This window comes from Caulobacter sp. GW821-FHT10F06, assembly GCF_058809215.1.
This window is the reverse complement of record NZ_JBXASK010000003.1, coordinates 560,562-580,104: the sequence shown is the minus strand read 5'-3', so window position 1 is coordinate 580,104 and position 19,543 is coordinate 560,562. Positions and strand designations below refer to the sequence as shown.

Below are 19,543 nucleotides of genomic sequence, written 5' to 3'. Positions count from 1 at the left end.
GATAGCACGGCGGCGGCGGGGTTCAACCCCGCCAACGCGCCTTCGAATGTTAGTTGCGCGCCTTGCGGGCGGCGTATTTGGCGTCGCGCTTGGCCTTGGCGTCGGCGGCGCTCAGGGCCTTGCGTTCCTTGCGCTCGCCGCGCTTGGCGGTGAGGGCTTCCAGGTCGATGGCGGCTTGGGCGGCCAGCTTGGCCTCGGCGCTGTCGGCGATGGCTTGCTTGGCGTCGGCGCGGGCCTGGCTGCGTTCAGCGCGGACCTGGGCCAGCTCGGCGGCCTTCATGGCCTCGCGCTCGGCGAACAGCGGATCGGTGGCGGCCGCCTTGGGGCGGAGCTTGTCGAGCAGAAGCTTCTTGGCGGCGGCGGCCGTTTCGAGGCGTTTGGAAAAGTTCGTGTCGTGCGCTGAGATCATGGAGCCTTCGGTGGAGGAGGGTGGGAGAATTTCGGGCAGGAATGCTGGGCGCGAAATCCGCACCCCGACCCGCACCGGAAAAACTCCACGCGCGCCGTCGCACCTTGGAGGTGCGCGGAGGAGGGCGCACCATAGAAGAAGGGCCGGGAAGCTTTCGCCGCCCGGCCCCTCAAATCGTCTTAGGCAGCGGTCAGCTGGCCAGCGGACATCTTGCCGCTGCGCTGGTCGCGCTCGAGCTCGAAGTTGACCTTCTGGCCTTCGTCGAGCGAGCCGAGGCCCGAACGTTCAACGGCCGAGATGTGCACGAACACGTCCGCGCCGCCGTCGTTGGGTTGAATGAAGCCAAAGCCCTTGGTGGAGTTGAACCACTTCACGGTGCCGGTAGCCATGTTTTGTATCTTTCAGTTCTAGTTTCGCGGAGCCCAAGAGCGGGCCACGTGATCAAATTGTCGGAGAGGATCGTGGTAGGTCCGGAGCTCGATCCGAAGAGCAAGCGAGGAGAGCAACCGAGCCAGTTCGATATTCAATAATGAGGCTTATGCGCCATTATAATTCGAAATGCAACGCCATTCGAAATGCAGCAAATTCTTGCGACAATATCCGAGAACATCGCGAGAAAATTTTAGCCGACGGTAGAGTTATTTTTGAAAACGGCGCCGTGCGCGCAAGCGGCGGCGTCGTTTTCTTTTTGACGATTAGATCTCGAGCGTCAGCAGAGCGAACAGCGCGCCTTCGGTGTCCGACAGGCGCCAGCCGCGATGCACGAACACCGCGCCGCGCCGGAAGTCCTGGGCCACGCGCTGGCGCAAGCCGGGCAGGGTGCTGTCGCCGCGCCCATCGGGGAACAGGCGCTTGGCCAGGTTTGGCGCGTTGACGCCCGGGTTCCGCGCCAGCCAGGCGCGGCCGATACGCTCGACGGCCGCATGGTCCAGGTCGTCGAAGGCCGGAGCGATCGCGGCGAAGGCGGGCAGTCCGGGACTGGCGGTCAGGGCGACGAGGGCGGCCAACAGGTCGCGGCGGGCGAGAACGCTCATCGGGCGGCTCCCATCTCGGATTTCAGATGATCGGCCAGGCGCATGACCAGGGCCAGGATCGTCAGGGTCGGGTTGGCGATGCCCGAGGTGGGGAACACCGAACTGCCGGCCACATAGAGATTGGCCGTGTCGTGCACGCGCCCGTCGGGATCGACCACGCCCTGGCTGGGATCGGCGCTCATCCGGGTCGTGCCCATGTGATGGCGCGAGGCGCTGGAGACCTTCAGATAGTTGGCGCGCTGGATCGGCCAGCACAGCCGCCCCTGGCCCGAAGCGCCCAGGGCGTCGCCCAGACCCGCGGTCGAGCGCTCGAAGCTGTCCCAGTCGCGATCGGAATAGACCCATTCCAGCCGGATGCGCGGCATGCCCAGCGGGTCGAGATGGTCGGGATCCAGGGTCACGCGGCTGTCGGAGTTGGGGAAGTGCTCGGTCATGGCGAAGCAGCCCAACAACTGGCCGTCGCCCTGGCCGCCGTCCGTGCGCGTGGCGGTCTGGCGGATGACCTTGGTCTCGGCCTGGGTCGGCGACCCTGATCCCGGCGGTCCGCCGTTGTAGAGCGTCAGGGTGAAGTTCCCGGTCTTCATCCGGACCTGGCCGGCAAGGCCGCTGCCGATCACGCAATGGGCGGCCGCCCGCCCGGGCGGAACGTACAGCGTCATCGGCTCGGCCCGCGAGACGTTGATGGCCGAACCTTCGGTCTCGGCGTCGCCGTCCATCGCATAGGTGACGTGGCCCTGGAAGAACCGGCCGACCAGGTCGTGGCGGTTGCCGATCCCGCCAGAGGCCAGCAGCAGCCGCACATTCTCGATGCCGCCCGTGGCCAGCACATAGGTCTTGCCCCTGGCCGTGTGGCGCTTGCCGTCCAGGCAGGCGACGTCCAGCCCCTCGACCTTGTCGCCTTTGGTCCGGATACGGGTGACGTTCGCGTAGAGGTAAACCGTGATGTTCGGCGCGCTGGCGAAGCTGTCGCGAAAGGCGTCGAACGCCTTCTTGTCCGCGCCGCCCGACAGGCGGGAGAAGTAGCGCGGGGCGGGGAAGAAGCCGTCGACCGGATCCAGCGCCAACGGCGTGCGTGCGGGGTCTTTCAGAACCGGCGTGTCGGGACCAAAGCGTGGAATTTCCAGCACGTCGCAGGCGCGGTCGTAGAAGGGCTGCATCTGCTCGCGGCTCATCGGCCAGCCGCTGTGCGGCGCCCAGTCGCGCTGGGCGAAGTCGGCGGGATCCAGCGGCGCGCACTTGCCGCCCCAGACATGGCCCGAGCCTCCATAGGCCCGGATGCGCGACTGCACCGGATAGTCGTTGAGCGGCTTGTCGGGATTGCCCGGCGCGCGGACCACGGCCGTGCCGGCGTAGAGCGCCTGGTTCTCCATGTCGATCTCGCGACCGCCGCTCTCCAGGATGGCGACCTTCAGTGGTCCGCCGGCCAGCTCCTTGGCCAGGGTGATCCCCGCCAAGCCGCCGCCGATGATGATCAGGTCGGCCTTGATGCGGCTGGCGTCAGGCAAGGCTCGGGCGTCGATGAAAGCCATCGTGTTTCAGGTCCGATTTTCGAGTGGGTGAGGGCGCGCGCCTAGCGCTGCGCGCCCTGGGCTTGGAGGTAGGCGGCGACGTCGGCATGACCGCGCTTGGTCGCCTCGCCGAGCGGCGAGCGCATCTCGCCGCGATCGGCCTTCACGGCGCGGCTGGGGTCGGCGCCCTTCTCGACCAGATAGCGCACGGTCGGCAGGTCGCCGGCCTGGGCGGCGTTGATCAGCGGGGTCTCGTCGCCGGGCACATAGGCCTCGACCGAGGCGCCGCGCTCGACCAGCATCCGCACGATATCGAGCTGGCCCGACTGCGCCGCCGCGATCAGCGGATTGCCGTCGCCGCGCACCGCCACGTCAGGATCGGCGCCCTTGTCCAGCAGCAGCTTGACCATATCGGCGTGACCCGAACGGGCCGCGGCGATCAGGGGCGAGCCGTCGCCCTGAGTGGTCTGGTTGAGGTCGGCGCCGTTGTCGACGAGGTAGCGCACCGTGGCGGCGTCGCCCGAACTGACGGCGTTGATCAGCGGGTCGCCGTCGCCGCGCGAGGCCTTGCTGGCGTCCGCGCCGTTGTCGATCAGCAGCTTGACCAGATCGGCGCGGCCGATGCGGGCGGCCAGGATCAGCGGCGTGCCGTCGGTCGTGCCCTGGTTGGCGTCCGCGCCGTTCTTCAGCAGATCGGCGACGATGTTCCGGTCGCCCGACAGGATGGCGTTGGTGAGAGGCGTGCCGTCGCCGCGGGTGATCTGGCCGGCGTCGGCCCCATTGCCCAGCAGCAGGTTGACGATGTCGGCCCGGCCGGCGCGGGCCGCCACGGTCAGGGCCGTGCCGTCGCTGGTGGCCGCGTCGACCTTGGCGCCGCCGGCGACGAGGGCGCGGGCCGTGTCCAGGTCGCCGCGACGGACGGCGGCCATCAGCGGGGTGTCGTCCGGCGTGCGGTCGATGCGGTGTACGACGCGGGCGGGCTGCGCGGCCCAGGCGGCGACGCCTGCGGTGAGGGCGAGGGCGGCGACGGCCGCGCCTCCGGCCAGGCGACGGGCGCGGCCCTGGCGATGTTCCTTCAGCATGACGAACCTCTCCTTGAGTTGGGTGTTGGCCGAGGCCGGCCAGTGGCAGCCGAGCGGTGGGGCGTGGGGCGCCAGCTGGGTCTTCAGCATCGCCTCGCCATAGGCGCGGCGGGCGACGGGGAAGCGGGTCAGCACGGCGGCGTCGCAGGCGATCTCCTGGTCGATCCGCAGCAGGCGGGCGCCCAGATGGACCAGCGGGTTGAACCAGAAGACGCACTGCAGCGTCGTGGTCAGGGCGTTGATCTGCGCGTCGCCGCCGCGCAGGTGATTGCGTTCGTGGGCGAGGATCAGGGCCTGCTCCTCGGTCGTGAAGCGCAGGGCGAAGTCGGCGGGCAGCACCACGCGAGGCCGCAGAGCCCCGATCACGGCCGGACCGACGCCGGCGTGTTCGGCGTGAAACAGGCCTTCCTTGCGATGCAGTCGTCCTAACGACTTCAGGAACCGCCGCTGACGCTCGGCCTGCACGCCGATGGCCAGCAGGGCGACCAGGGCCCAGCCGATGGCGAGGGTGTCGCGAAGGTGACGGGTTCGAACGCGGGTTCGCTGGGCCGTCTGAGGCATGGTCGTCGGGCCAGCGACCGGAGTGGGAGCGGTCGCCTGGACCGCAATAACTGGCTTGGGCGCGGCGGGCGGCGTCACCGTCACGGTCCGCGCGGGGGCCAGCACGGCCAGCACCGCCAGCGGCGCGACCAGCCACAGGGCGTAGGCGGCGCGAGCCCCGAATGCGGCGCGCACGGGCCTGCGCAGAACCATCACCAGCAGCACGGCGGCGGCGAGCGCGAGGTTGGCGCGCAGCAGAAAGGACAGCAGATCACTTGCCATCGTCGAGACGCTCCAGCAGCTGGCGCAACTCGGCGACGTCCTCGGGGCTCAGCTTTTCGCGCTGCGAGAAATGGGCGACCAACGGGGCCAACTTGCCGTCGAACAGCCGGTCGAGCAGGCCCTGGCTCTCGGCGTGGACATAGTCGCCCTGGGCCACCAGCGGGCGGTACAGGAACCGGCGGCCATCGCGCTCGGCGGCGATGGCGTCCTTCTTCAGCAGGCGGTTCAGCAGGGTCTTCACCGTGGCGTCGGCCCAGTCCTGGTCATCTGGCAGAGCGGCGATGATCTCCTCGGCGGTCAGCGGGCTCCTGGCCCACAGCGCCTTCATCACCTGACTTTCGGCCGTGCTGATCCGCATGGAAGATCTCCGTTCTGCCGCTAACGTTTACGCTCGTAATCGATCGAGTCAATCCAACGATTACGCTCGTAAACGAAATGTAATGGAGGGCCCTCTCGGGCCCGAAGCATTTCCAGCGAAGCGTGGCTTGAAAACAGATCGATAGGATGCTATCTAAAATAGATAGGAAGCTATCTATTGAAAATGATGAAACCTCGCATCCTCGACGAACGCACCTTCACCGGCTCGCTGCTGCGTCTGGCGCGCATCTATCGGCGCGAGGTTAATCGCGCCCTGGCCGAACACGGCCTGTCCGACGCCAAGGCTCTGCCGGTGCTGCACATCGCCCGCGCCGGCGGCGGTCTGCGCCAGGGCGTGCTGGCCGAGGAGCTCGGGGTAGAGGGGCCGTCGCTGGTCCGCATCCTCGACCAGCTATGCGCCGCCAACCTTGTCGAGCGCCGTGATGATCCCAACGACCGTCGCGCCAAGACCCTGCACCTGACCCCTGAAGGCGAGGCCTTGGCCGTCGTCGTCGAGGACGCCGTGCAGGTGGTCCGCACCCGCGTCCTCGCCGGCGTCAGCGACGTCAACCTGGCCACCACCTTGCGCACCTTCACCGCCTTCGAAACCGCCCTGGACGCGATGGCGCCAGGGCAGGGGAGCTAGGCCTCGCCGTCATGCCCAAGTTCGATCGGCATACGCTGCTGTTCTCGCTGAACAGCTTCGCGGCGGCGATGCTCGCCCTCTATATCGGCTTCGCCTTGGGCCTGCCGCGCCCGTACTGGGCGATGACCACGGCCTATATCGTCAGCCAGCCTCTGGCCGGGGCCGTGCGCTCCAAGGCGGTCTATCGCGTGCTCGGCACCATGCTGGGCGCGGCCGCCGCCGTGGCCCTGGTGCCCAATCTCGTCAACGCGCCGGTGCTGCTGAGCCTGGCCCTGGCCCTGTGGGTCGGCGCGTGCCTGACCGTCTCGCTGCTGGACCGCACACCGCGCAGCTACGTGCTGATGCTGGCCGGCTACACCGCCGCGATCATCGGCTTTCCGAGCGTCAATCAGCCGGGTGCGATCTTCGACGTCGCCGTCTCGCGCGTGGTCGAGATCGGCCTGGGAATCCTGTGCGCCACCCTGGTCCACAGCCTGGTCTTCCCGCGCCCGGTCGGGACCGTGCTCCAGACTCGTCTCGCCGCCTGGCTGGGCGAGGCCGATCGCTGGGCGCTGGACGTGCTGAGGGGCGAGGACGCCGAGGCCATCGCTCGTGACCGCCGGCACTTGGCCGCCGCCGCCAGCGAGATCCACATGATGGCCGTCCACCTGCCGTTCGACACATCGCGCCTGCGCGAGACCAGCGGCGCGGTGCGGGCCCTGCACGAACGTATGCTGCTGCTGATCCCGCTGCTGTCGGGCCTGGCCGACCGCATGGACGCCCTGCGCGACGCCCAGAACCCCAAGGTGCGCGCCGCCCTCAACGCCGTCATCGCCTGGATCGAGGCCGGTTCGCCGCGTGAGGAGGGCCTGGCCCTGATCGAGAGGCTCGAGACCCTGGCCGCCAAGCGCCGCAACGCCAGCTGGGACGCCCTGCTGATCGAGAGTCTGCTGGTGCGCCTGGCCGAGGCCGTGCAGGCCCTGGGCGAGAGCCACGCCCTGATGGCCCGCCTGTGCGATCCCGACGCGCCGCTGTCGCCGGCCCTGGAGGCTGTGGCCGCCAAGGCCGGCCGCCGCAAGTTGCACGCCGACCTGCCGCTGGCCCTGCTGTCGGGCGGCGCGGCGACGATCGCCATCCTGCTGTCCTGCGCCGCCTGGATCGTCGCCGGCTGGGGCGACGGCGCGGCCGCGCCGGTGATGGCGGCGGTGTTCTGCTGCTTCTTCGCGGCGATGGACGACCCGGTCCCGGCCATCAAGAGCTTTGGCCTGTTCTCGCTGCTCTCGCTGCCGCTCTCGGCGCTCTACATGTTCGCCGTGCTGCCGGCCATCGACGGCTTCCCGCTGCTGGTTCTGGTGATGGCCCCGCCGCTGCTGTTCCTGGGCCTCTACATTCCCAACCCCGCCACCATGGGCGCGGCCCTGGCCGTGCTGATGGGCTTCTGCAACGCCCTGGCCTTGCAGGAAACCTTCAGCGCCGACTTCGCCAGCTTCCTGAATGGCAATCTCGGCCAGTTCGTCGGCCTGCTGGCCGCGATCATGGTCACCGCTGGCCTGCGCTCGATGGAGGCCGACGCCAGCGCCCGCCGCCTGCTGGGCCGCACCTGGAAGGGCCTGGCCCGCCTGGCCCGCGCCCGCTCGGCCCCGGATCCTGCTGACTTCGCCGCTCTGCTGGTCGACCGCCTGGGCCTGCTCACCCCGAAGTTGGCCATGGTCGGCGACCGTCACGACCTGATCGGCGTCGACGCCCTGCGCGACCTGCGGGTCGGCATGAACCTGGTCGCCGTCCAGGCCGCCCGGTCGCCGACGCGGGGCGAGCGCCAAGCGGCGCTGGACCAGGCGCTCGACGGCGTCGGCGACCACTTCGCCGCCCTGGCCGCCGGTCGCGGCGGCGCCCCGAGCCCCGACCTGCTGAACCGCCTCGACACGGCCCTGCGCGGCCTGATCGACGCCGCCGCCAGCTCCACCACTCAAGGCGTCAGTGGTCTGGTCGGCCTGCGCCGCAACCTTTTCCCCGACGCCCCCGCCTTCATTCAGGAGCCCGTCCGATGATCGGCGAAGTCAATGTCAGCGGCGTCTTCCTGTCGTCGGTCCTCGTCTCGGCGGTCATCGCTCTGGTCGCCTCGTTCGCCTTGCGCCGCGTGCTGTCGAAGGTCGGAGCCTATCGTTTCGTCTGGCATCCGGCGCTGTTCGACACCGCCCTGTTCGTCATCCTGTGGGCCGCGGTGATCACAATTCCGCTGCCGTTAGCTCTGTGAATTCAATGCTCAATACCAAAATCCTCATCCCGCTCCTCGGCCGCGTCGCCGTCACCGGCGTCGTCGTGGCGGTCGCCATCGTCGGCGGTCGCGCCCTGTGGACCCACTATCAGGTGGACCCCTGGACCCGAGACGGCCGCGTCCGCGCCGACGTCGTCCAGGTGGCCCCCGACGTCTCGGGCCTGGTCACCCGGGTCGAGGTCGGCAACGACCAAGTGGTCAAGGCCGGCCAGCCCCTCTTCTATGTCGACCGCGAACGCTACGCCCTGGCGCAGCGCCAGGCCGAAGCCGCGGTCGCCGCCCAGCGGGCCGCCCTGGCCCAGGCCCGACGCGAGCTGGCCCGCAACCGCATCCTCGGCGATCTGGTCGCCGGCGAGGTGACCGAGCAGAGCCTGTCCAAGGTCGAACTGGCCAACGCCGCCCTGGCCCAGGCTGTGGCCGCCCGCGACGTCGCGGCGCTGAACCTGGAGCGCACCGTCATCACCGCGCCGACCGACGGCTTCCTGTCGGACCTCACCCTGCGCACCGGCGATTACGTCACCGCCGGCAAGCCGGTGCTGGCCCTGATCGACAGCCGCTCGTTCCGCGTCGAAGGCTATTTCGAGGAGACCAAGCTGGCGGGCCTGCATGTCGGCCAGCCGGTCAGCATCAAGGTGATGGGCGAGCCCGCCGCGATGAAGGGCCACATCCAGTCGATCGCCGCCGGCATCGAGGACCGCGACCGCGCGGCGGGCGGCAATCTGCTGCCCAACGTCAACCCGACCTTCAGCTGGGTTCGCCTGGCCCAGCGCGTACCGGTGCGCATCGCTCTGGACCAGACGCCCAAGGATCTTCGCCTGATCGCCGGCCGCACCGCGACCGTCGCCGTCCTAGGGATCGACCGGTGAGCCCGCTGCGCATCCTGACGGTCGCCGCCTCGCTGCTGACGCTGAGCGCCTGCACGACCGTCGGCCCGGACTACAAGGTCCCCGACGCCGCTAAGCTCAACGCACCGACCGCGCAAGGGGCGTTCATTGAGTCCAAGACCAAGGCCGTCAGCCAGGCGCCCGTGCCGGACGGCTGGTGGAAGCTCTATGACGATCCGACCCTGAACGGCCTCGTCGCCGAGGCCCTCGCGGCCAACACCGACCTGCGCGTCGCCGCCGCCAACCTGGCGAGGGCCCGCGCCGTGGCCGGGGAGGCCGATGACGCCGGCGGCTTCAGGGTGGGGGCCTCGGCCGCCGCCATGCACGCCCGCGAGTCCGGCGAGCAATATCTGATGGCCGAGCCGCTGCCGGTCGAGAACCTGGCCGACGCCGGGATCAAGGTCTCCTACCAGGTCGATCTGGTCGGCCGCCTCAAGCGCGCCGCCGAGGCCGCCCACGCCGACGCCGAGGCCAGCCAGGCCGCCCTGGACCTGGCCCGGATCAGCGTCGCCGCCGATGTCGCCCGCGCCTATGTCGACGCCTGCGCCAGTGGCCACGAACTGGCCGTCGCCCGTCACAATGTCGACCTGCAGGGCAGGAGCCTGGCGGTCACCGGCAAGCTGATCGCCGCCGGCCGGGGCACGAGCTTGGACGCCACCCGCTCGCGCGCCTTGCTCGAGCAGTCGCGCGCCGCCTTGCCGACCTTCGAGAGCCGCCGCCGCGCGGCGCTCTACCGGCTGGCCATGCTGACCGGCAAGACTCCGGCCGAGTTCCCTAAGGTGGTCGAGGCCTGCGCGAGCCCGCCGCGTCTGTCCCAGCCGATCCCGGTCGGCGATGGCGCGGCGCTGCTGAAGCGCCGTCCCGACATTCGCCAGGCCGAGCGAACCTTGGCCGGCGCCACCGCCCGGATCGGCGTGGCCACCGCCGCGCTCTATCCGAACATCAGCTTTGGCCTCGGCGCCGGCTCGACGGGTCTGCTCGCAGACATTGGCCAACCCGCCGCCAATCGCTGGAGCCTGTCGTCGCTGATCTCGTGGACCGTGCCGGGCGAGGGCGACCGGGCCCGCATTCGCGCCACCGAGGCCGGAGCCGACGCGGCCCTGGCGCGTTTCGACGGCGTGGTGCTGAACGCCCTGCGCGAGACCGAGACCAGCCTGGCCGTCTACGCCCACGAACTGGACCGCAACGCCGCTCTACGCGCCGCGCGGGACGAGGCGGTGAAGGCCGAGGTGCAGGCGCAGACGCTCTATCGCGGCGGCCGCAGTCCGTACCTGGCCAGCCTCGACGCCCAGCGCACCCTGGCCGGCGCCGACGCGGCCCTGGCGGCGTCGGACGGGCAGGTGGCCGCCGATCAGGTCAATCTGTTCCTGGCCTTGGGCGGCGGCTGGGCGAGCGGCGAGGCGGTTGCGGACTAAGTCTGATTGCCGACGTAAGCGTTTGTTTTTGCGAACATCTCTCAGGTTGAGTTCGGGGTGGAACGAAGCGCCGGGCGGCGGCTTCTTCCTGCAACCCGCATTGGAGAATTGCTCATGGCCACCGCCGCCCCCAAACTTGACGCCGTCGCTCTGCTGAAAGCCGATCACCGCAAGGTCGAAGACCTGTTCGCCAAGTTCGAAGCCGCCAAGGGCGACGGCAAGAAGAAGGCCCTGGCCGAGCAGATCTGCATGGAGCTGACCGTCCACACCAAGATCGAGGAGGACATCTTCTACCCGGCCTGCGAGGGCAAGGTTGAGGAAGACCTGCTGAAGGAAGCCTATGTCGAGCATGACGGCGCCAAGGTGCTGATCGCCGAGATCGAGGCGGGCGGCCCGGACGACGAATTCTACGACGCCAAGGTCAAGGTGCTGTCGGAGATGATCGAGCACCACGTCAAGGAAGAGGAACAGCGCGTCGAGGGCATGTTCGCCCAGGCCCGCAAGGCCGGCCTCGACATGGACGCCCTGGGCGAGCAGATGGCCGCCGAGAAGGAACAGCTGATCGCCACCTACAAGGTCAGCGGCCTGCCGCGTCCCGAGACCCCCACCTTCCAGGGCACCGCCCTGGCCTAGGCGTTTCGCCACAAGTCAAAGAGCCCGCCGATCCCCAAGGTCGGCGGGCTTTTTTTATCCAATCTTGGCGCTGGCGATCACCAGCGTGCAGACCAGGCCCGTGGCGGCGTAGTCGAACTGGACCTCGCCGGCCATTTCGCCCTTCAGGCTGGTGGCGATCAGCCGCGAGCCGAAGCCGGTCCGTTCGGGCGGCGAGACGGGCGGACCGCCGCTCTCGCGCCAGACGATCTCGATCCGCGCATCGTCCCGGCGACGCCACGTGACCTCGACTTTGCCCTGCGGCGCCGACAGGCCGCCATACTTGGAGGCGTTGGTGGCCAGTTCGTGGAAGATCATCGCCAGCGACAGGGCCGCATTGGGCGTCAGCGGCGTGGGCGGTCCTTTCATGACGGCTTGGGCGCTGTAGGGCTCCAGGGTTTCGACGAGCAGCTCGCCCAGATCAGCCCCTTCCCAGACGCTGCGTGTCAGCAGGTCGTGCGCCCGGGCCAGGGCGTGCAGGCGATCGTTGAACAGCGGCAGCCCCTCGGCGCCACCGTCGCGCAGGCTGTGACGCGCCAGCGACTGGACGATGACCAGCGTGTTTTTGACCCGGTGATTGAGCTCGTTGATCATCAGGTCCTGACGTTCCCGAGCCGCGCGCGCCTCGATCTCGCGTCGTCGCAGCTCTTCCGACGCCTCCAGCATCGAGCGCCGCACCTCGACGATCTCCTGCAGGCGATCCGGATTGGGCTCGATCGGCTGACCCGCCGCCAGGCGTCCCGCGTCAACGACCAGGGCCCGCACCTCGCGCGAGATCGGGGCCGCGAACAGCATCGCCGCCAGGACGCCTAAGGCCATCATCAGCGCCGCGGCGAGCGCCAGCGGAGCCAGGGACGACAGATTGGCGCGATTGAGTTCGGTGCGCGGCACGCCGACGATGAAGGTCCAGCCATAGTCCGGCGAGCGGCTGAACGCCGACAGGGTCTTGACCCCGTCGAGGGTGTGGGTGCGCACCACGCCTTCGTTGGCCTTCGCCATGGCCGCGCGCATGTCGACACTGGCTAGGCGGCCCAGCATCTTCTCCTGGTCTCGCGACCGCGCCACCAGGGCGGCGTTGCGGTCGACGATGCTGCCGGTCCAGGTCTTTGGCAGGTTCTGCGAGGCCAGCAGGCTGTGAAAGGCGGCCGGTCGCTGGATGTAGGCGAGGTCGTGCAGCCGGCCGTCGACGATGACCGGCATGTCAATGGCGATGATCGGCCCGCCCGCCACCGCGCCCTTGGCCAGGTTCGAGACGGTCACGCGACCTTTCTGGACGACCGCCCAGCGTTCGGGCGGCAGGGGCGCGACGGGCAGTTTCGCGCCGGGCGGCGACAGGGTGTTGATCACCTGACCGTCCGGCGCGATCAGCACGATCCAGGCGGACTTGCCGGCCATGGCGCGCCGGGCCTGGCCTTCGAACGCCTTGAGATCGCCGCTGGCCAGGGCCGGCGACACGGCCAGGCCTTGCAAGACGCTCTGGCCCTGACCGATCTGGCGATCGGTGGCCAGGGCCAAGGCGCGGGTCATGGCGATCAGCTGCGTGGAGAACCGGCGCTGGCCTTCGGCATACTGGCCGGCGGCCAGGACGATCATCAGCAGGATGGCCGGAGCGGCCAGGGCCAACGCCATCAGCAAGAGCCGTCCGGTCACGGTCGGATGGGCCTTCGCGGCGCTTTTGGTCGTCACTGTCAGTCGCGCCCCGGTGTCACGCCGCAAGCTGACCGGGGCGACGGTTGAAGGTCAAGTCGCGAAGCTTGAAAAGCCTTGAGGGAATGGTGCCGGTTACAGGAATCGAACCCGTGACCTTCGGTTTACAAAACCGCTGCTCTACCAGCTGAGCTAAACCGGCCTGGTCACCCGGCGCGCCGAGCGGACGCCTTCCTTAGCGTCGAGGCGCGAACCGGGCAATGGGGCAGCGCGGGGATTGGCGGCGTGACGGTCAGGGGAAGGGCGCCAAGATCCTCCCCTGAAGGGGTTGGAGATCGCTGAGCGATCGGAGGGGAAAGTCCCGCTGACTCAATGCGTTCTTCCCCACCGGCCTTCGGACGCCTCCCCCTTCAGGGAGAGGATCGCGCGGGGATACAGCCTTCCTTATCCAACGCGCCCAACCCTCCCGTATTCTCAACTCACCTCGTCGCGAGGAAAGGGCGCAAGGCCAGCGACCGATGCGGCGACGGGGGGTGATCGAGCGGGGTCGGTCGGAGTCGCGGAAGCGGGGCCGGTCGGCGTTGAGGGCGGGGGACGTAAACCTGCCCATCGGAGGTCTCGCTGAAGACCTCCGCCCGTCCGAAGGTTCGCTCCGGGTCCCTCCGGAATCGATGTGGCTTGCAGCCTTTGGGCTGGGTCCGTCGCGAGGAGGACTAGCCCGGGTGGGGCAAAGGGTTGAACCAGACCCGCGCGCCCCGGCCAGAGGGATAACGATCACGCGGAGCGCTCGTCTTCGTCGAAACGGTACTTAGAAACACACTCTCCCGGGCGAGGCCCGGGCGCTCCGCGACCCTTTCCCACCCATCGCAGCGAAAGCGCGAGGCGGCGAAGCCGTGCCTGGTGGATGCTCGTCTCCCAGACCACGAACTTAACAACGCTCACTTGACGCGATCGCCGGTGCGCCCGACGCTGGCCGAAAACAGGGAGGACGGCGTCGGCTTGGACAAGGCGCTGCTGATTCAGCTCATCGGTTCGGCGGTCGCGATCGCCGCGCTTGTCGGCATGGCGGCCTGGGCGGGCATTGCCCGGCCGACGCCGCCGCTCGACGCCGCGGGGCTAGAGGCGCTGCTCGCCGTCGAATTTCCCGATCATCATCCCACGGCGACCTGGATCTCGGCCGACGGCTCCGGGGCCCTGGCGCGCGAGGGCGACACGGTGCTGGTCCTGTGGCGACGCGGAGACGGCTATGTCGGACGTGATGTTTCCTGGACGAGCATCGCCGAAGCCAAATCGATCAATGGCCGGCTTGCCTTGAAGCTCGACGACGCCAAGCCTGTGTTCGCCGTCGCCGACGATGTCTGGCCTCCCCAAGCCCTGGTCGCCTAGAGGAACTCGCCGCGTGAAAGCCGACTTCGATCCCGTCCAGATGGCGATCCCGTTCTTCGTCATCGCGGTCATCCTGGAAATCGTCCTGGCTCGTCTGGGCAAGGCCAAGGCGCACTACGAGACCCGGGACACCGCCATGTCGCTGAGCATGGGCCTGGGCAGCACCATCGCGGGGGCCCTGCTGGGCGGCCTGTTCTTCGCCGTCACGGTCTGGGTCTGGCAGCATCGGATCTTCACGATCCCGATGACGGCGGTGTGGGCCTGGGTGGTGCTCTTCTTCGCCGAGGACCTGACCTACTACTGGTTCCACCGCCTGGCGCACGAGCGTCGGTTCTGGTGGGCCAGCCACGTCAATCACCACACCTCGACCCACTACAACCTGTCGACCGCCCTGCGTCAGACCTGGACCGGCGGTGTGGCGGGGACCTGGCTGCTGTGGCTGCCGCTGTCCTTCCTGGGCTTCCCGCCGGCCATGGTGGCGATCCAGAAGGGGATCAGCCTCGTCTACCAGTTCTGGATCCACACCGAGGTCATCAAGCGCATGCCGCGCTGGTTCGAGGCGGTGTTCAACACGCCCTCGCATCACCGGGTGCACCACGCCCGTAACGCCCGCTATCTGGACGCCAACTACGCCGGCATCCTGATCATCTGGGACCGGCTGTTCGGCACCTTCATCCCGGAAACGGACGAGGAGCCCTGTCGTTATGGCACGGTCAAGAACCTGGGCAACTTCAACCTGTTGCACAATGTTTTTCACGAGTGGATCGGCATCGGCAAGGATGTGGCGAGCGCCAAGTCGCCGCGCGAAGCGCTGGGCTATGTGTTCGGCCCGCCGGGCTGGAGTCCGGACGGGTCGCGCGACACGTCGCACACGCTGAAGGCCAAGTGGCGGGCGCGCATGGAGGCGGAAAACGATCCGCTGGCCTGACCCTTCACTGGCAGACGTCGCTCCACTTCTGGCTCACCGCGTCGCTGCCGTCGACTTCCTCGACCACCAACGCGCCTTCCGAAAAGACGTAGCGCTCCTCGCCGTCGAACGAGTCCTGGTCCTCGACGATGTCGACCTTGCCGCACACGGACGGGATCTCCTCGTCCCAATGCACGAAGGTCTGGCCGAAGGTGATGGTCTGGGCCTGAGGGAAGCGGTCGGTCACCGCGATCTTGGCGCCGGCGATGGCCAGATTGTCATCCTGGGTGCGGTCGACGTCCTCGGTGTGGACGTCCCGGGCCATGTAGACGAACAGCGCGGCTCCGAGGCCGCCCAGCAACAGCACGGCGAGGCCGCCGGCGATGATCGTGGTCTTCAGTTTCGCCATCTTGAGGCGAGCCTAACGGAGATATCGCCTCAGGCGAAGGGGCCCAGAAGCTTGCGCAACGAGATCATGGGATCGCCATTCAGACCCAGGGCGAACCCCATACCGGCGAGGCAGAAGACGATCATCGCGACCCGCGTGACGAAGCTCAGGACAAAGCCCAGCGGATTGGCGTCACGATGGTAGCTATAGGTCTCGCCCGCCAGCACGCCGGTCTTGACGCCCCGAAACAGCGTCCAGGTCACAAAGGCGGCCATCAGCATATAGCCGCAATAGATCAGGACGTTGTCCATCCCGCGCTCCTGTTGCGGGCGCAGTCTGGCATGGCGGAGGTTAAGGTCTGGCTTAGTCGCGCAGCAGGGGAAGGGAGAGGCCGGTGGCGGGGCGCGCCGTCAGCATCTCGCGGCGGAACCGGAACAGCTCGGCCGGGCGGCCGCCGGTCTCGGCGTCCAGGCGGCCCAGGCCTTCGACCAGCTCCTCGCGTTCGACCACGCGGCGGAAATTCTGCTTGTGCAAGGGCACGCCGGCGATGGCCTCGACCGTGCGCTGCAGGGTCGAGAGCGTGAATTCGTCGGGGGTGAGCTCGAACACGACGGGCCGATACTTGATCTTGCCCCGCAGCCGCGAAAGCCCGGTGGCGAGGATGCGGCGGTGATCCGAGATCATCGGCTCGCCCAAGGCCGCCGAAAGCGCGGCGGGTTCGGCGGGATCATCGCCGTCGGCGCGAGCCCGATCGCGAGCCGCCTCCGGGGCCAAGCCCGCCTCGTACAGAAGCTCGTAGCGCTCCAGCACGCGTTCCTCGTTCCACGGCGCGCCGTCCAGGGCGAAGGCCAGCCGGGCCCGCGACCACTTGCCGGCGTCGTCGCTCGCCCAGCGCTTCAGAGCCGGCGCCAGCACCTCATCCAGAAGGGCGGGACGACCCTGACGCCAGTCCTCCCAGGGAAAGAACCGCGACCAGGGCGCCCAGACGGTGTCGGGCGCGTCGGTGTCGATGGCCGCCGGGGTCAGGCCCAGATAGCCGACCGAGACAACCCGCGCCGCGCCGGCCCCCACCTCGGCCCGGGGCGCGTCGCGGCCCTTGTCGCCGAAGGTGTACAGCTGCTCGACATAGCCCAGCTGAAACCGCGTCTGTTCGGTGACGAAAGCGCGCAGCCCCAGCTCGAAGGTGCGGTGGCCCTCCGGGTCGAACGGACCGAACGGCAGGCCGGGCAGGGGAGAAGCGACGTCGGTGACGGCGTCATGCGGTCGTACGGTCAGAACTACGGCTTCGCCGTCGCGGATGGCGACGACCACGGCCGACAGTCCGATGACGACGGATGCGGTCATTCGGTCTCGAACGCCGCGTTGGGCGCCGACTCGAAGCCGGCGGCCTTGGACAGCACGTGGAAGCGCTGAACATAATGAGCCTGGGCCTCGAACGGCGGCTGCGGCTTGATGTGCAGGTCATAGCCGGCCGGCGGCGCGCCGAAGATGGCCAGGGACTCGGCGTGCTCGAACCCGGCCAGCTGCGTGGCCTCGAAGAAGGCGCAGGCCCGGTCGGCCTGCTTGATCAGCTTCTTGATCGCCGGCGGCGTCTTCACGGGCAGGCCGAAGCGGATGTGAATCGCGTCCTCCAGCCGAGCCTCAAAATCCTTGTAGCTGACGCCCAGAGCGGCCTTGAACGGGCTGATCATGTCGCCGATCACATATTCGCTGGCGTCATGCAGCAGGGCGGCCAGCCGCCACTTGGGCTCGAGGTCCGGCTTGATGTGCGCGGCGATCTCCTCGACTACCAGGCTGTGCTGGGCGACCGAAAAGCCATGTTCGCCAATGGTCTGGCCGTTCCAGCGCGCGACGCGGGCCAGGCCGTGGGCGATGTCCTCGATCTCGATGTCCATTGGCGACGGGTCGAGCAGATCTAGCCTCCGACCGGAGAGCATTCTCTGCCACGCGCGGGGCGGCGCGCCCCTATGCAGCCCTTTGGCCACGAGATCGTTCCTTACGGTGAAGGTGGATTGACTGGCCCATCGGTTGACAAAGATCAATGATGGGCCGGCCCTCATCTGTGGAAATGCGCTCCAAAGGAGTTCGATCATGAGTTGGGCGAGAATCATGGCTCCCCTCGCGGGAGCCCAGGCCGATCGGGAACTTTTGACCTCGGCGGCGACGCTGGCGAGCGCTTTCGACGCCGAATTGGCCTGCGTTCACGCCCCCGCCGACATGGCTGACCTGATGCCCTGGATGGGCGAGGGCTTCATGGGCGGCGTGCAGGTCACGGCCCTGGAGACCCTGAAGGAAGCCGCCGTCGAGGGTTCACGCGCCGTCGGCGCCCTTGCCGCGGACGTCGGCTATGCCCGAACCCGCGTGGTCACGCTGGATTCGCCCGTGTGGGCGGGTCTGGCGATGGAGGGGCGGCTCTCGGACGTCATCGTCTTCGACAGCGCTTCGGCGCGCGGCAAGGGCCCGCTGGCGGAAGCCTTCCAGCAACTGGTCGCCGACGAGCAGCGTCCCATCGTCGTGGCGCGGCCTGGCCTCAAGGTCGGCGGCGTCGCCCTGGTCGCCTGGGATGGCGGCAAGGAAGCCAGCCGCGCCATGCGCACGGCCCTGCCGCTGCTGCAGAAGGCGTCTTCGGTGATCGTCGCCGGCGCGCCCGGCGCCTCGTCGCGAAATTTCGACCTGCTGCGGTTGGTCGACTTCCTCGGCGCTCGTGGCGTGAGGGCGACGACCCGTATCCTGGAGGGTTCGGGCGACGCCGCCGGCCTGCTGCTCGGCGCGGCCGCCGACGTGGGCGCGGACTTCCTTGTGGCCGGCGCCTTCGGGCATCCGCGCCTGCAGGAGTTCATCTTCGGCGGCACCACGCGCAGCTTGCTGAGCGGTGACGGACCGTCGCTGTTCCTCTCCCACTAAGTCTCAGACATTCAGAACAGAGGGAGGACTCAATGTCCCTGTCTCGCATCGTCATGCGCCTTGCCCGCAATCCCGGCACCGAGTTCGCCGGCGGCGACGACCACCGAGGATACGCCCTGACCGCGCCGCTGACCGACGACGGTCATCTGGACGAGGCGGCCTACGCCAAGTCCAAGGCCTCGTGCAGCGTTCGCCGTTTCGCGCCGGACGAGGACGCCATCGACGGCCTGCTGGCGCGCAAGGGCAGCCGCTGGTTCTTCGACTATGACGACGCCGATAACACCGACGACGAACCGGTGCATCGCCTCGGCGAGCATCGCTTCGCCCTGGGCGAATATGTCACGGTCACCGACGAAGATGGCCGGCCTCTGACCTACAAGGTCATGGAAGTCGTGCCGGTCCGCGCCGACGCCTGAGGCCGATCAACCGCCGACGTTGTGGCGCACCAGGGCCTTCATGTCCTTGAAGACGTCGTGGTCGCCCTCGTCGCGGTTCTTGGCCTTGACGGTGGCCACGGCGATCGGACCGCCCTTGGGTCCGCGCGCCTCGTAGCCCACGACCTTGTAGCCGCTGGGCGCCTTGTCGCTGGCCAGGATTAGGGTCGAGCGGATGGAGTCGCCGCGCTTGGTGTGGCGGATTTCCGCGCCGCCGTCGTTGGCCCGGATGTTGACGTCGCCGTCGCCGTCCTCATCGTCGCGCGCCGAAACGCTGACGGTCTGATTGCCGTCGCCGCCGCGCGTGGTGACGTTCTTGTTGATCTTGACCTCGGACGCGCCGCCTTCGCTGGCGTTGATCGTGATGTGGCCGATCTTGATGTCCGCGCCGTCTTCGCTGGCGTCGATATGGACGCCGGGCAAATGGATGCTGGTCTTGTTCTTCTCGTGCTTGCCAGGCTGGCTGGAGGTCGCGGCGACTTTGACCGTAGGCATCAAGGCCTTCAGCTCGCTTTCGATCGGCGCCAGCGCGGTCTCGGCGTCCCCGCCGTTCAAGGACACCAGCCGCAGCACCACTTCGGCTTCGCCGGAATAGACGCAGGACAGACCGTCGGCCGCGACGCTGACGCGCTTCAACTGGCCTTGCTTCTCGGGGCAATCGAGCTTGGAGATGGCGCGGATGGGTTCATGCAACGGCGCGCGATCATGGCGCTCGACCTTGGCCGTCTCGCCGCGATGGCAGGCGCCCAGCGCCAAGGCGCTCCCGCCGACAACGAGCGCGACTGCGAGCCAATTCGAATGACGCATGACCAACC

The 19,543-nt window shown here is 68.5% G+C and carries 22 protein-coding genes and 1 tRNA gene; 10 read left to right on the top strand and 13 right to left on the bottom strand.

All coding sequences use genetic code 11. The features are described from left to right. Positions 1–49 precede the first annotated feature (49 nt). The 6 genes from AC1RUS_RS09040 to AC1RUS_RS09015 all read right to left on the bottom strand — a co-directional run bounded on the left by AC1RUS_RS09040 (position 50) and on the right by AC1RUS_RS09015 (position 5,213). Positions 50–409, bottom strand: a complete 360-nt coding sequence (locus tag AC1RUS_RS09040; RefSeq protein WP_492915146.1) for a DUF6481 family protein — start codon at positions 407–409, stop codon at positions 50–52. A 179-nt stretch (positions 410–588) separates the two neighbouring features. Then, entirely contained in the window at positions 589–798 is a 210-nt protein-coding gene (locus tag AC1RUS_RS09035) for a cold-shock protein (protein WP_492915144.1), read from the bottom strand. Between the two features lie 306 nt (positions 799–1,104). Further along, complete coding sequence (locus tag AC1RUS_RS09030; protein ID WP_492915142.1) at positions 1,105–1,443, bottom strand: hypothetical protein; 339 nt, start codon at positions 1,441–1,443, stop codon at positions 1,105–1,107. Further along, positions 1,440–2,972 (bottom strand): FAD-dependent oxidoreductase, encoded by a 1,533-nt coding sequence (locus AC1RUS_RS09025; RefSeq protein WP_492915140.1) that lies wholly within the window; start codon positions 2,970–2,972, stop codon positions 1,440–1,442. Before AC1RUS_RS09025 ends, AC1RUS_RS09030 begins: the two co-directional genes overlap by 4 nt. 41 nt (positions 2,973–3,013) lie before the next feature. After that, entirely contained in the window at positions 3,014–4,855 is a 1,842-nt protein-coding gene (locus AC1RUS_RS09020) for a M56 family metallopeptidase (protein ID WP_492915138.1), read from the bottom strand. Continuing rightward, a complete protein-coding gene (locus tag AC1RUS_RS09015) occupies positions 4,845–5,213 on the bottom strand; it encodes a BlaI/MecI/CopY family transcriptional regulator (protein WP_492915135.1) in 369 nt (122 codons plus the stop codon). The genes AC1RUS_RS09020 and AC1RUS_RS09015 overlap by 11 nt, the downstream gene beginning before the upstream one ends. A 273-nt stretch (positions 5,214–5,486) precedes the next feature. Here AC1RUS_RS09015 and AC1RUS_RS09010 point away from each other — a divergent pair, with 273 nt between their 5' ends. The 6 genes from AC1RUS_RS09010 (at position 5,487) to AC1RUS_RS08985 (ending at position 11,044) form a co-directional block, all read left to right on the top strand. Next, complete coding sequence (locus AC1RUS_RS09010) at positions 5,487–5,858, top strand: MarR family winged helix-turn-helix transcriptional regulator (RefSeq protein WP_492915320.1); 372 nt, start codon at positions 5,487–5,489, stop codon at positions 5,856–5,858. Between the two features lie 11 nt (positions 5,859–5,869). Continuing rightward, on the top strand, positions 5,870–7,885 hold the full coding sequence (locus AC1RUS_RS09005; protein WP_492915133.1) for an FUSC family protein: 2,016 nt from the start codon (positions 5,870–5,872) through the stop codon (positions 7,883–7,885). Next, positions 7,882–8,091 carry a DUF1656 domain-containing protein gene (locus AC1RUS_RS09000; RefSeq protein WP_492915131.1) on the top strand — a complete coding sequence of 70 codons (210 nt, stop codon included), beginning with the start codon at positions 7,882–7,884 and terminating at the stop codon, positions 8,089–8,091. Before AC1RUS_RS09005 ends, AC1RUS_RS09000 begins: the two co-directional genes overlap by 4 nt. Positions 8,092–8,096: 5 nt before the next feature. Next, complete coding sequence (locus AC1RUS_RS08995; protein WP_492915129.1) at positions 8,097–8,978, top strand: efflux RND transporter periplasmic adaptor subunit; 882 nt, start codon at positions 8,097–8,099, stop codon at positions 8,976–8,978. Next, positions 8,975–10,411 (top strand): efflux transporter outer membrane subunit, encoded by a 1,437-nt coding sequence (locus AC1RUS_RS08990; RefSeq protein ID WP_492915127.1) that lies wholly within the window; start codon positions 8,975–8,977, stop codon positions 10,409–10,411. The genes AC1RUS_RS08995 and AC1RUS_RS08990 overlap by 4 nt, the downstream gene beginning before the upstream one ends. Before the next feature lie 114 nt (positions 10,412–10,525). Then, the gene (locus AC1RUS_RS08985) at positions 10,526–11,044 is read left to right on the top strand and encodes a hemerythrin domain-containing protein (RefSeq protein ID WP_492915125.1); all 519 of its coding nucleotides are present in this window, start codon (positions 10,526–10,528) and stop codon (positions 11,042–11,044) included. A 54-nt stretch (positions 11,045–11,098) separates the two neighbouring features. Here AC1RUS_RS08985 and AC1RUS_RS08980 read toward each other — a convergent pair whose 3' ends face one another. Both AC1RUS_RS08980 and AC1RUS_RS08975 read right to left on the bottom strand, forming a co-directional pair. Beyond that, positions 11,099–12,691 carry a sensor histidine kinase gene (locus AC1RUS_RS08980; protein ID WP_492915318.1) on the bottom strand — a complete coding sequence of 531 codons (1,593 nt, stop codon included), beginning with the start codon at positions 12,689–12,691 and terminating at the stop codon, positions 11,099–11,101. Positions 12,692–12,835: 144 nt separating this feature from the next. Further along, positions 12,836–12,911: transfer RNA gene (locus AC1RUS_RS08975), tRNA-Thr, on the bottom strand. Between the two features lie 755 nt (positions 12,912–13,666). Here AC1RUS_RS08975 and AC1RUS_RS08970 point away from each other — a divergent pair. Continuing rightward, positions 13,667–14,095 (top strand): hypothetical protein, encoded by a 429-nt coding sequence (locus tag AC1RUS_RS08970; protein WP_492915123.1) that lies wholly within the window; start codon positions 13,667–13,669, stop codon positions 14,093–14,095. Between the two features lie 40 nt (positions 14,096–14,135). Next, on the top strand, positions 14,136–15,023 hold the full coding sequence (locus AC1RUS_RS08965; protein ID WP_492915316.1) for a sterol desaturase family protein: 888 nt from the start codon (positions 14,136–14,138) through the stop codon (positions 15,021–15,023). 4 nt (positions 15,024–15,027) lie between these two features. On the opposite strand, the gene AC1RUS_RS08960 is transcribed toward AC1RUS_RS08965, so the two are convergent. From AC1RUS_RS08960 to AC1RUS_RS08945, 4 genes are read right to left on the bottom strand one after another with little or no spacing between them, the layout of a single operon-like run. Then, positions 15,028–15,411 carry a hypothetical protein gene (locus tag AC1RUS_RS08960; RefSeq protein WP_492915121.1) on the bottom strand — a complete coding sequence of 128 codons (384 nt, stop codon included), beginning with the start codon at positions 15,409–15,411 and terminating at the stop codon, positions 15,028–15,030. Positions 15,412–15,440: 29 nt separating this feature from the next. Further along, positions 15,441–15,701 carry a hypothetical protein gene (locus AC1RUS_RS08955; RefSeq protein ID WP_492915119.1) on the bottom strand — a complete coding sequence of 87 codons (261 nt, stop codon included), beginning with the start codon at positions 15,699–15,701 and terminating at the stop codon, positions 15,441–15,443. 52 nt (positions 15,702–15,753) lie between these two features. Beyond that, positions 15,754–16,734 (bottom strand): NUDIX hydrolase, encoded by a 981-nt coding sequence (locus AC1RUS_RS08950; protein ID WP_492915117.1) that lies wholly within the window; start codon positions 16,732–16,734, stop codon positions 15,754–15,756. Beyond that, the gene (locus AC1RUS_RS08945; RefSeq protein WP_492915114.1) at positions 16,731–17,375 is read right to left on the bottom strand and encodes a YfbR-like 5'-deoxynucleotidase; all 645 of its coding nucleotides are present in this window, start codon (positions 17,373–17,375) and stop codon (positions 16,731–16,733) included. Before AC1RUS_RS08945 ends, AC1RUS_RS08950 begins: the two co-directional genes overlap by 4 nt. A 106-nt stretch (positions 17,376–17,481) precedes the next feature. Here AC1RUS_RS08945 and AC1RUS_RS08940 point away from each other — a divergent pair, with 106 nt between their 5' ends. Continuing rightward, entirely contained in the window at positions 17,482–18,294 is an 813-nt protein-coding gene (locus AC1RUS_RS08940) for a universal stress protein (protein WP_492915112.1), read from the top strand. Between the two features lie 32 nt (positions 18,295–18,326). Next, the gene (locus AC1RUS_RS08935; RefSeq protein WP_492915110.1) at positions 18,327–18,710 is read left to right on the top strand and encodes a hypothetical protein; all 384 of its coding nucleotides are present in this window, start codon (positions 18,327–18,329) and stop codon (positions 18,708–18,710) included. A 6-nt stretch (positions 18,711–18,716) separates the two neighbouring features. On the opposite strand, the gene AC1RUS_RS08930 is transcribed toward AC1RUS_RS08935, so the two are convergent. Beyond that, the gene (locus AC1RUS_RS08930) at positions 18,717–19,535 is read right to left on the bottom strand and encodes a hypothetical protein (protein WP_492915108.1); all 819 of its coding nucleotides are present in this window, start codon (positions 19,533–19,535) and stop codon (positions 18,717–18,719) included. Positions 19,536–19,543 lie beyond the last annotated feature (8 nt).

What these genes read in the sequence shown, in the direction of transcription:
- AC1RUS_RS09040 (WP_492915146.1), bottom strand. Translation starts at nt 409, where the DNA reads ATGATCTCAGCGCACGACACGAACTTTTCCAAACGCCTCGAAACGGCC.
- AC1RUS_RS09035 (WP_492915144.1), bottom strand. Translation starts at nt 798, where the DNA reads ATGGCTACCGGCACCGTGAAGTGGTTCAACTCCACCAAGGGCTTTGGC.
- AC1RUS_RS09030 (WP_492915142.1), bottom strand. Translation starts at nt 1,443, where the DNA reads ATGAGCGTTCTCGCCCGCCGCGACCTGTTGGCCGCCCTCGTCGCCCTG.
- AC1RUS_RS09025 (WP_492915140.1), bottom strand. Translation starts at nt 2,972, where the DNA reads ATGGCTTTCATCGACGCCCGAGCCTTGCCTGACGCCAGCCGCATCAAG.
- AC1RUS_RS09020 (WP_492915138.1), bottom strand. Translation starts at nt 4,855, where the DNA reads ATGGCAAGTGATCTGCTGTCCTTTCTGCTGCGCGCCAACCTCGCGCTC.
- AC1RUS_RS09015 (WP_492915135.1), bottom strand. Translation starts at nt 5,213, where the DNA reads ATGCGGATCAGCACGGCCGAAAGTCAGGTGATGAAGGCGCTGTGGGCC.
- AC1RUS_RS09005 (WP_492915133.1), top strand. Translation starts at nt 5,870, where the DNA reads ATGCCCAAGTTCGATCGGCATACGCTGCTGTTCTCGCTGAACAGCTTC.
- AC1RUS_RS09000 (WP_492915131.1), top strand. Translation starts at nt 7,882, where the DNA reads ATGATCGGCGAAGTCAATGTCAGCGGCGTCTTCCTGTCGTCGGTCCTC.
- AC1RUS_RS08995 (WP_492915129.1), top strand. Translation starts at nt 8,097, where the DNA reads ATGCTCAATACCAAAATCCTCATCCCGCTCCTCGGCCGCGTCGCCGTC.
- AC1RUS_RS08985 (WP_492915125.1), top strand. Translation starts at nt 10,526, where the DNA reads ATGGCCACCGCCGCCCCCAAACTTGACGCCGTCGCTCTGCTGAAAGCC.
- AC1RUS_RS08980 (WP_492915318.1), bottom strand. Translation starts at nt 12,691, where the DNA reads ATGGCGTTGGCCCTGGCCGCTCCGGCCATCCTGCTGATGATCGTCCTG.
- AC1RUS_RS08965 (WP_492915316.1), top strand. Translation starts at nt 14,136, where the DNA reads ATGGCGATCCCGTTCTTCGTCATCGCGGTCATCCTGGAAATCGTCCTG.
- AC1RUS_RS08960 (WP_492915121.1), bottom strand. Translation starts at nt 15,411, where the DNA reads ATGGCGAAACTGAAGACCACGATCATCGCCGGCGGCCTCGCCGTGCTG.
- AC1RUS_RS08955 (WP_492915119.1), bottom strand. Translation starts at nt 15,701, where the DNA reads ATGGACAACGTCCTGATCTATTGCGGCTATATGCTGATGGCCGCCTTT.
- AC1RUS_RS08950 (WP_492915117.1), bottom strand. Translation starts at nt 16,734, where the DNA reads ATGACCGCATCCGTCGTCATCGGACTGTCGGCCGTGGTCGTCGCCATC.
- AC1RUS_RS08940 (WP_492915112.1), top strand. Translation starts at nt 17,482, where the DNA reads ATGAGTTGGGCGAGAATCATGGCTCCCCTCGCGGGAGCCCAGGCCGAT.
- AC1RUS_RS08935 (WP_492915110.1), top strand. Translation starts at nt 18,327, where the DNA reads ATGTCCCTGTCTCGCATCGTCATGCGCCTTGCCCGCAATCCCGGCACC.
- AC1RUS_RS08930 (WP_492915108.1), bottom strand. Translation starts at nt 19,535, where the DNA reads ATGCGTCATTCGAATTGGCTCGCAGTCGCGCTCGTTGTCGGCGGGAGC.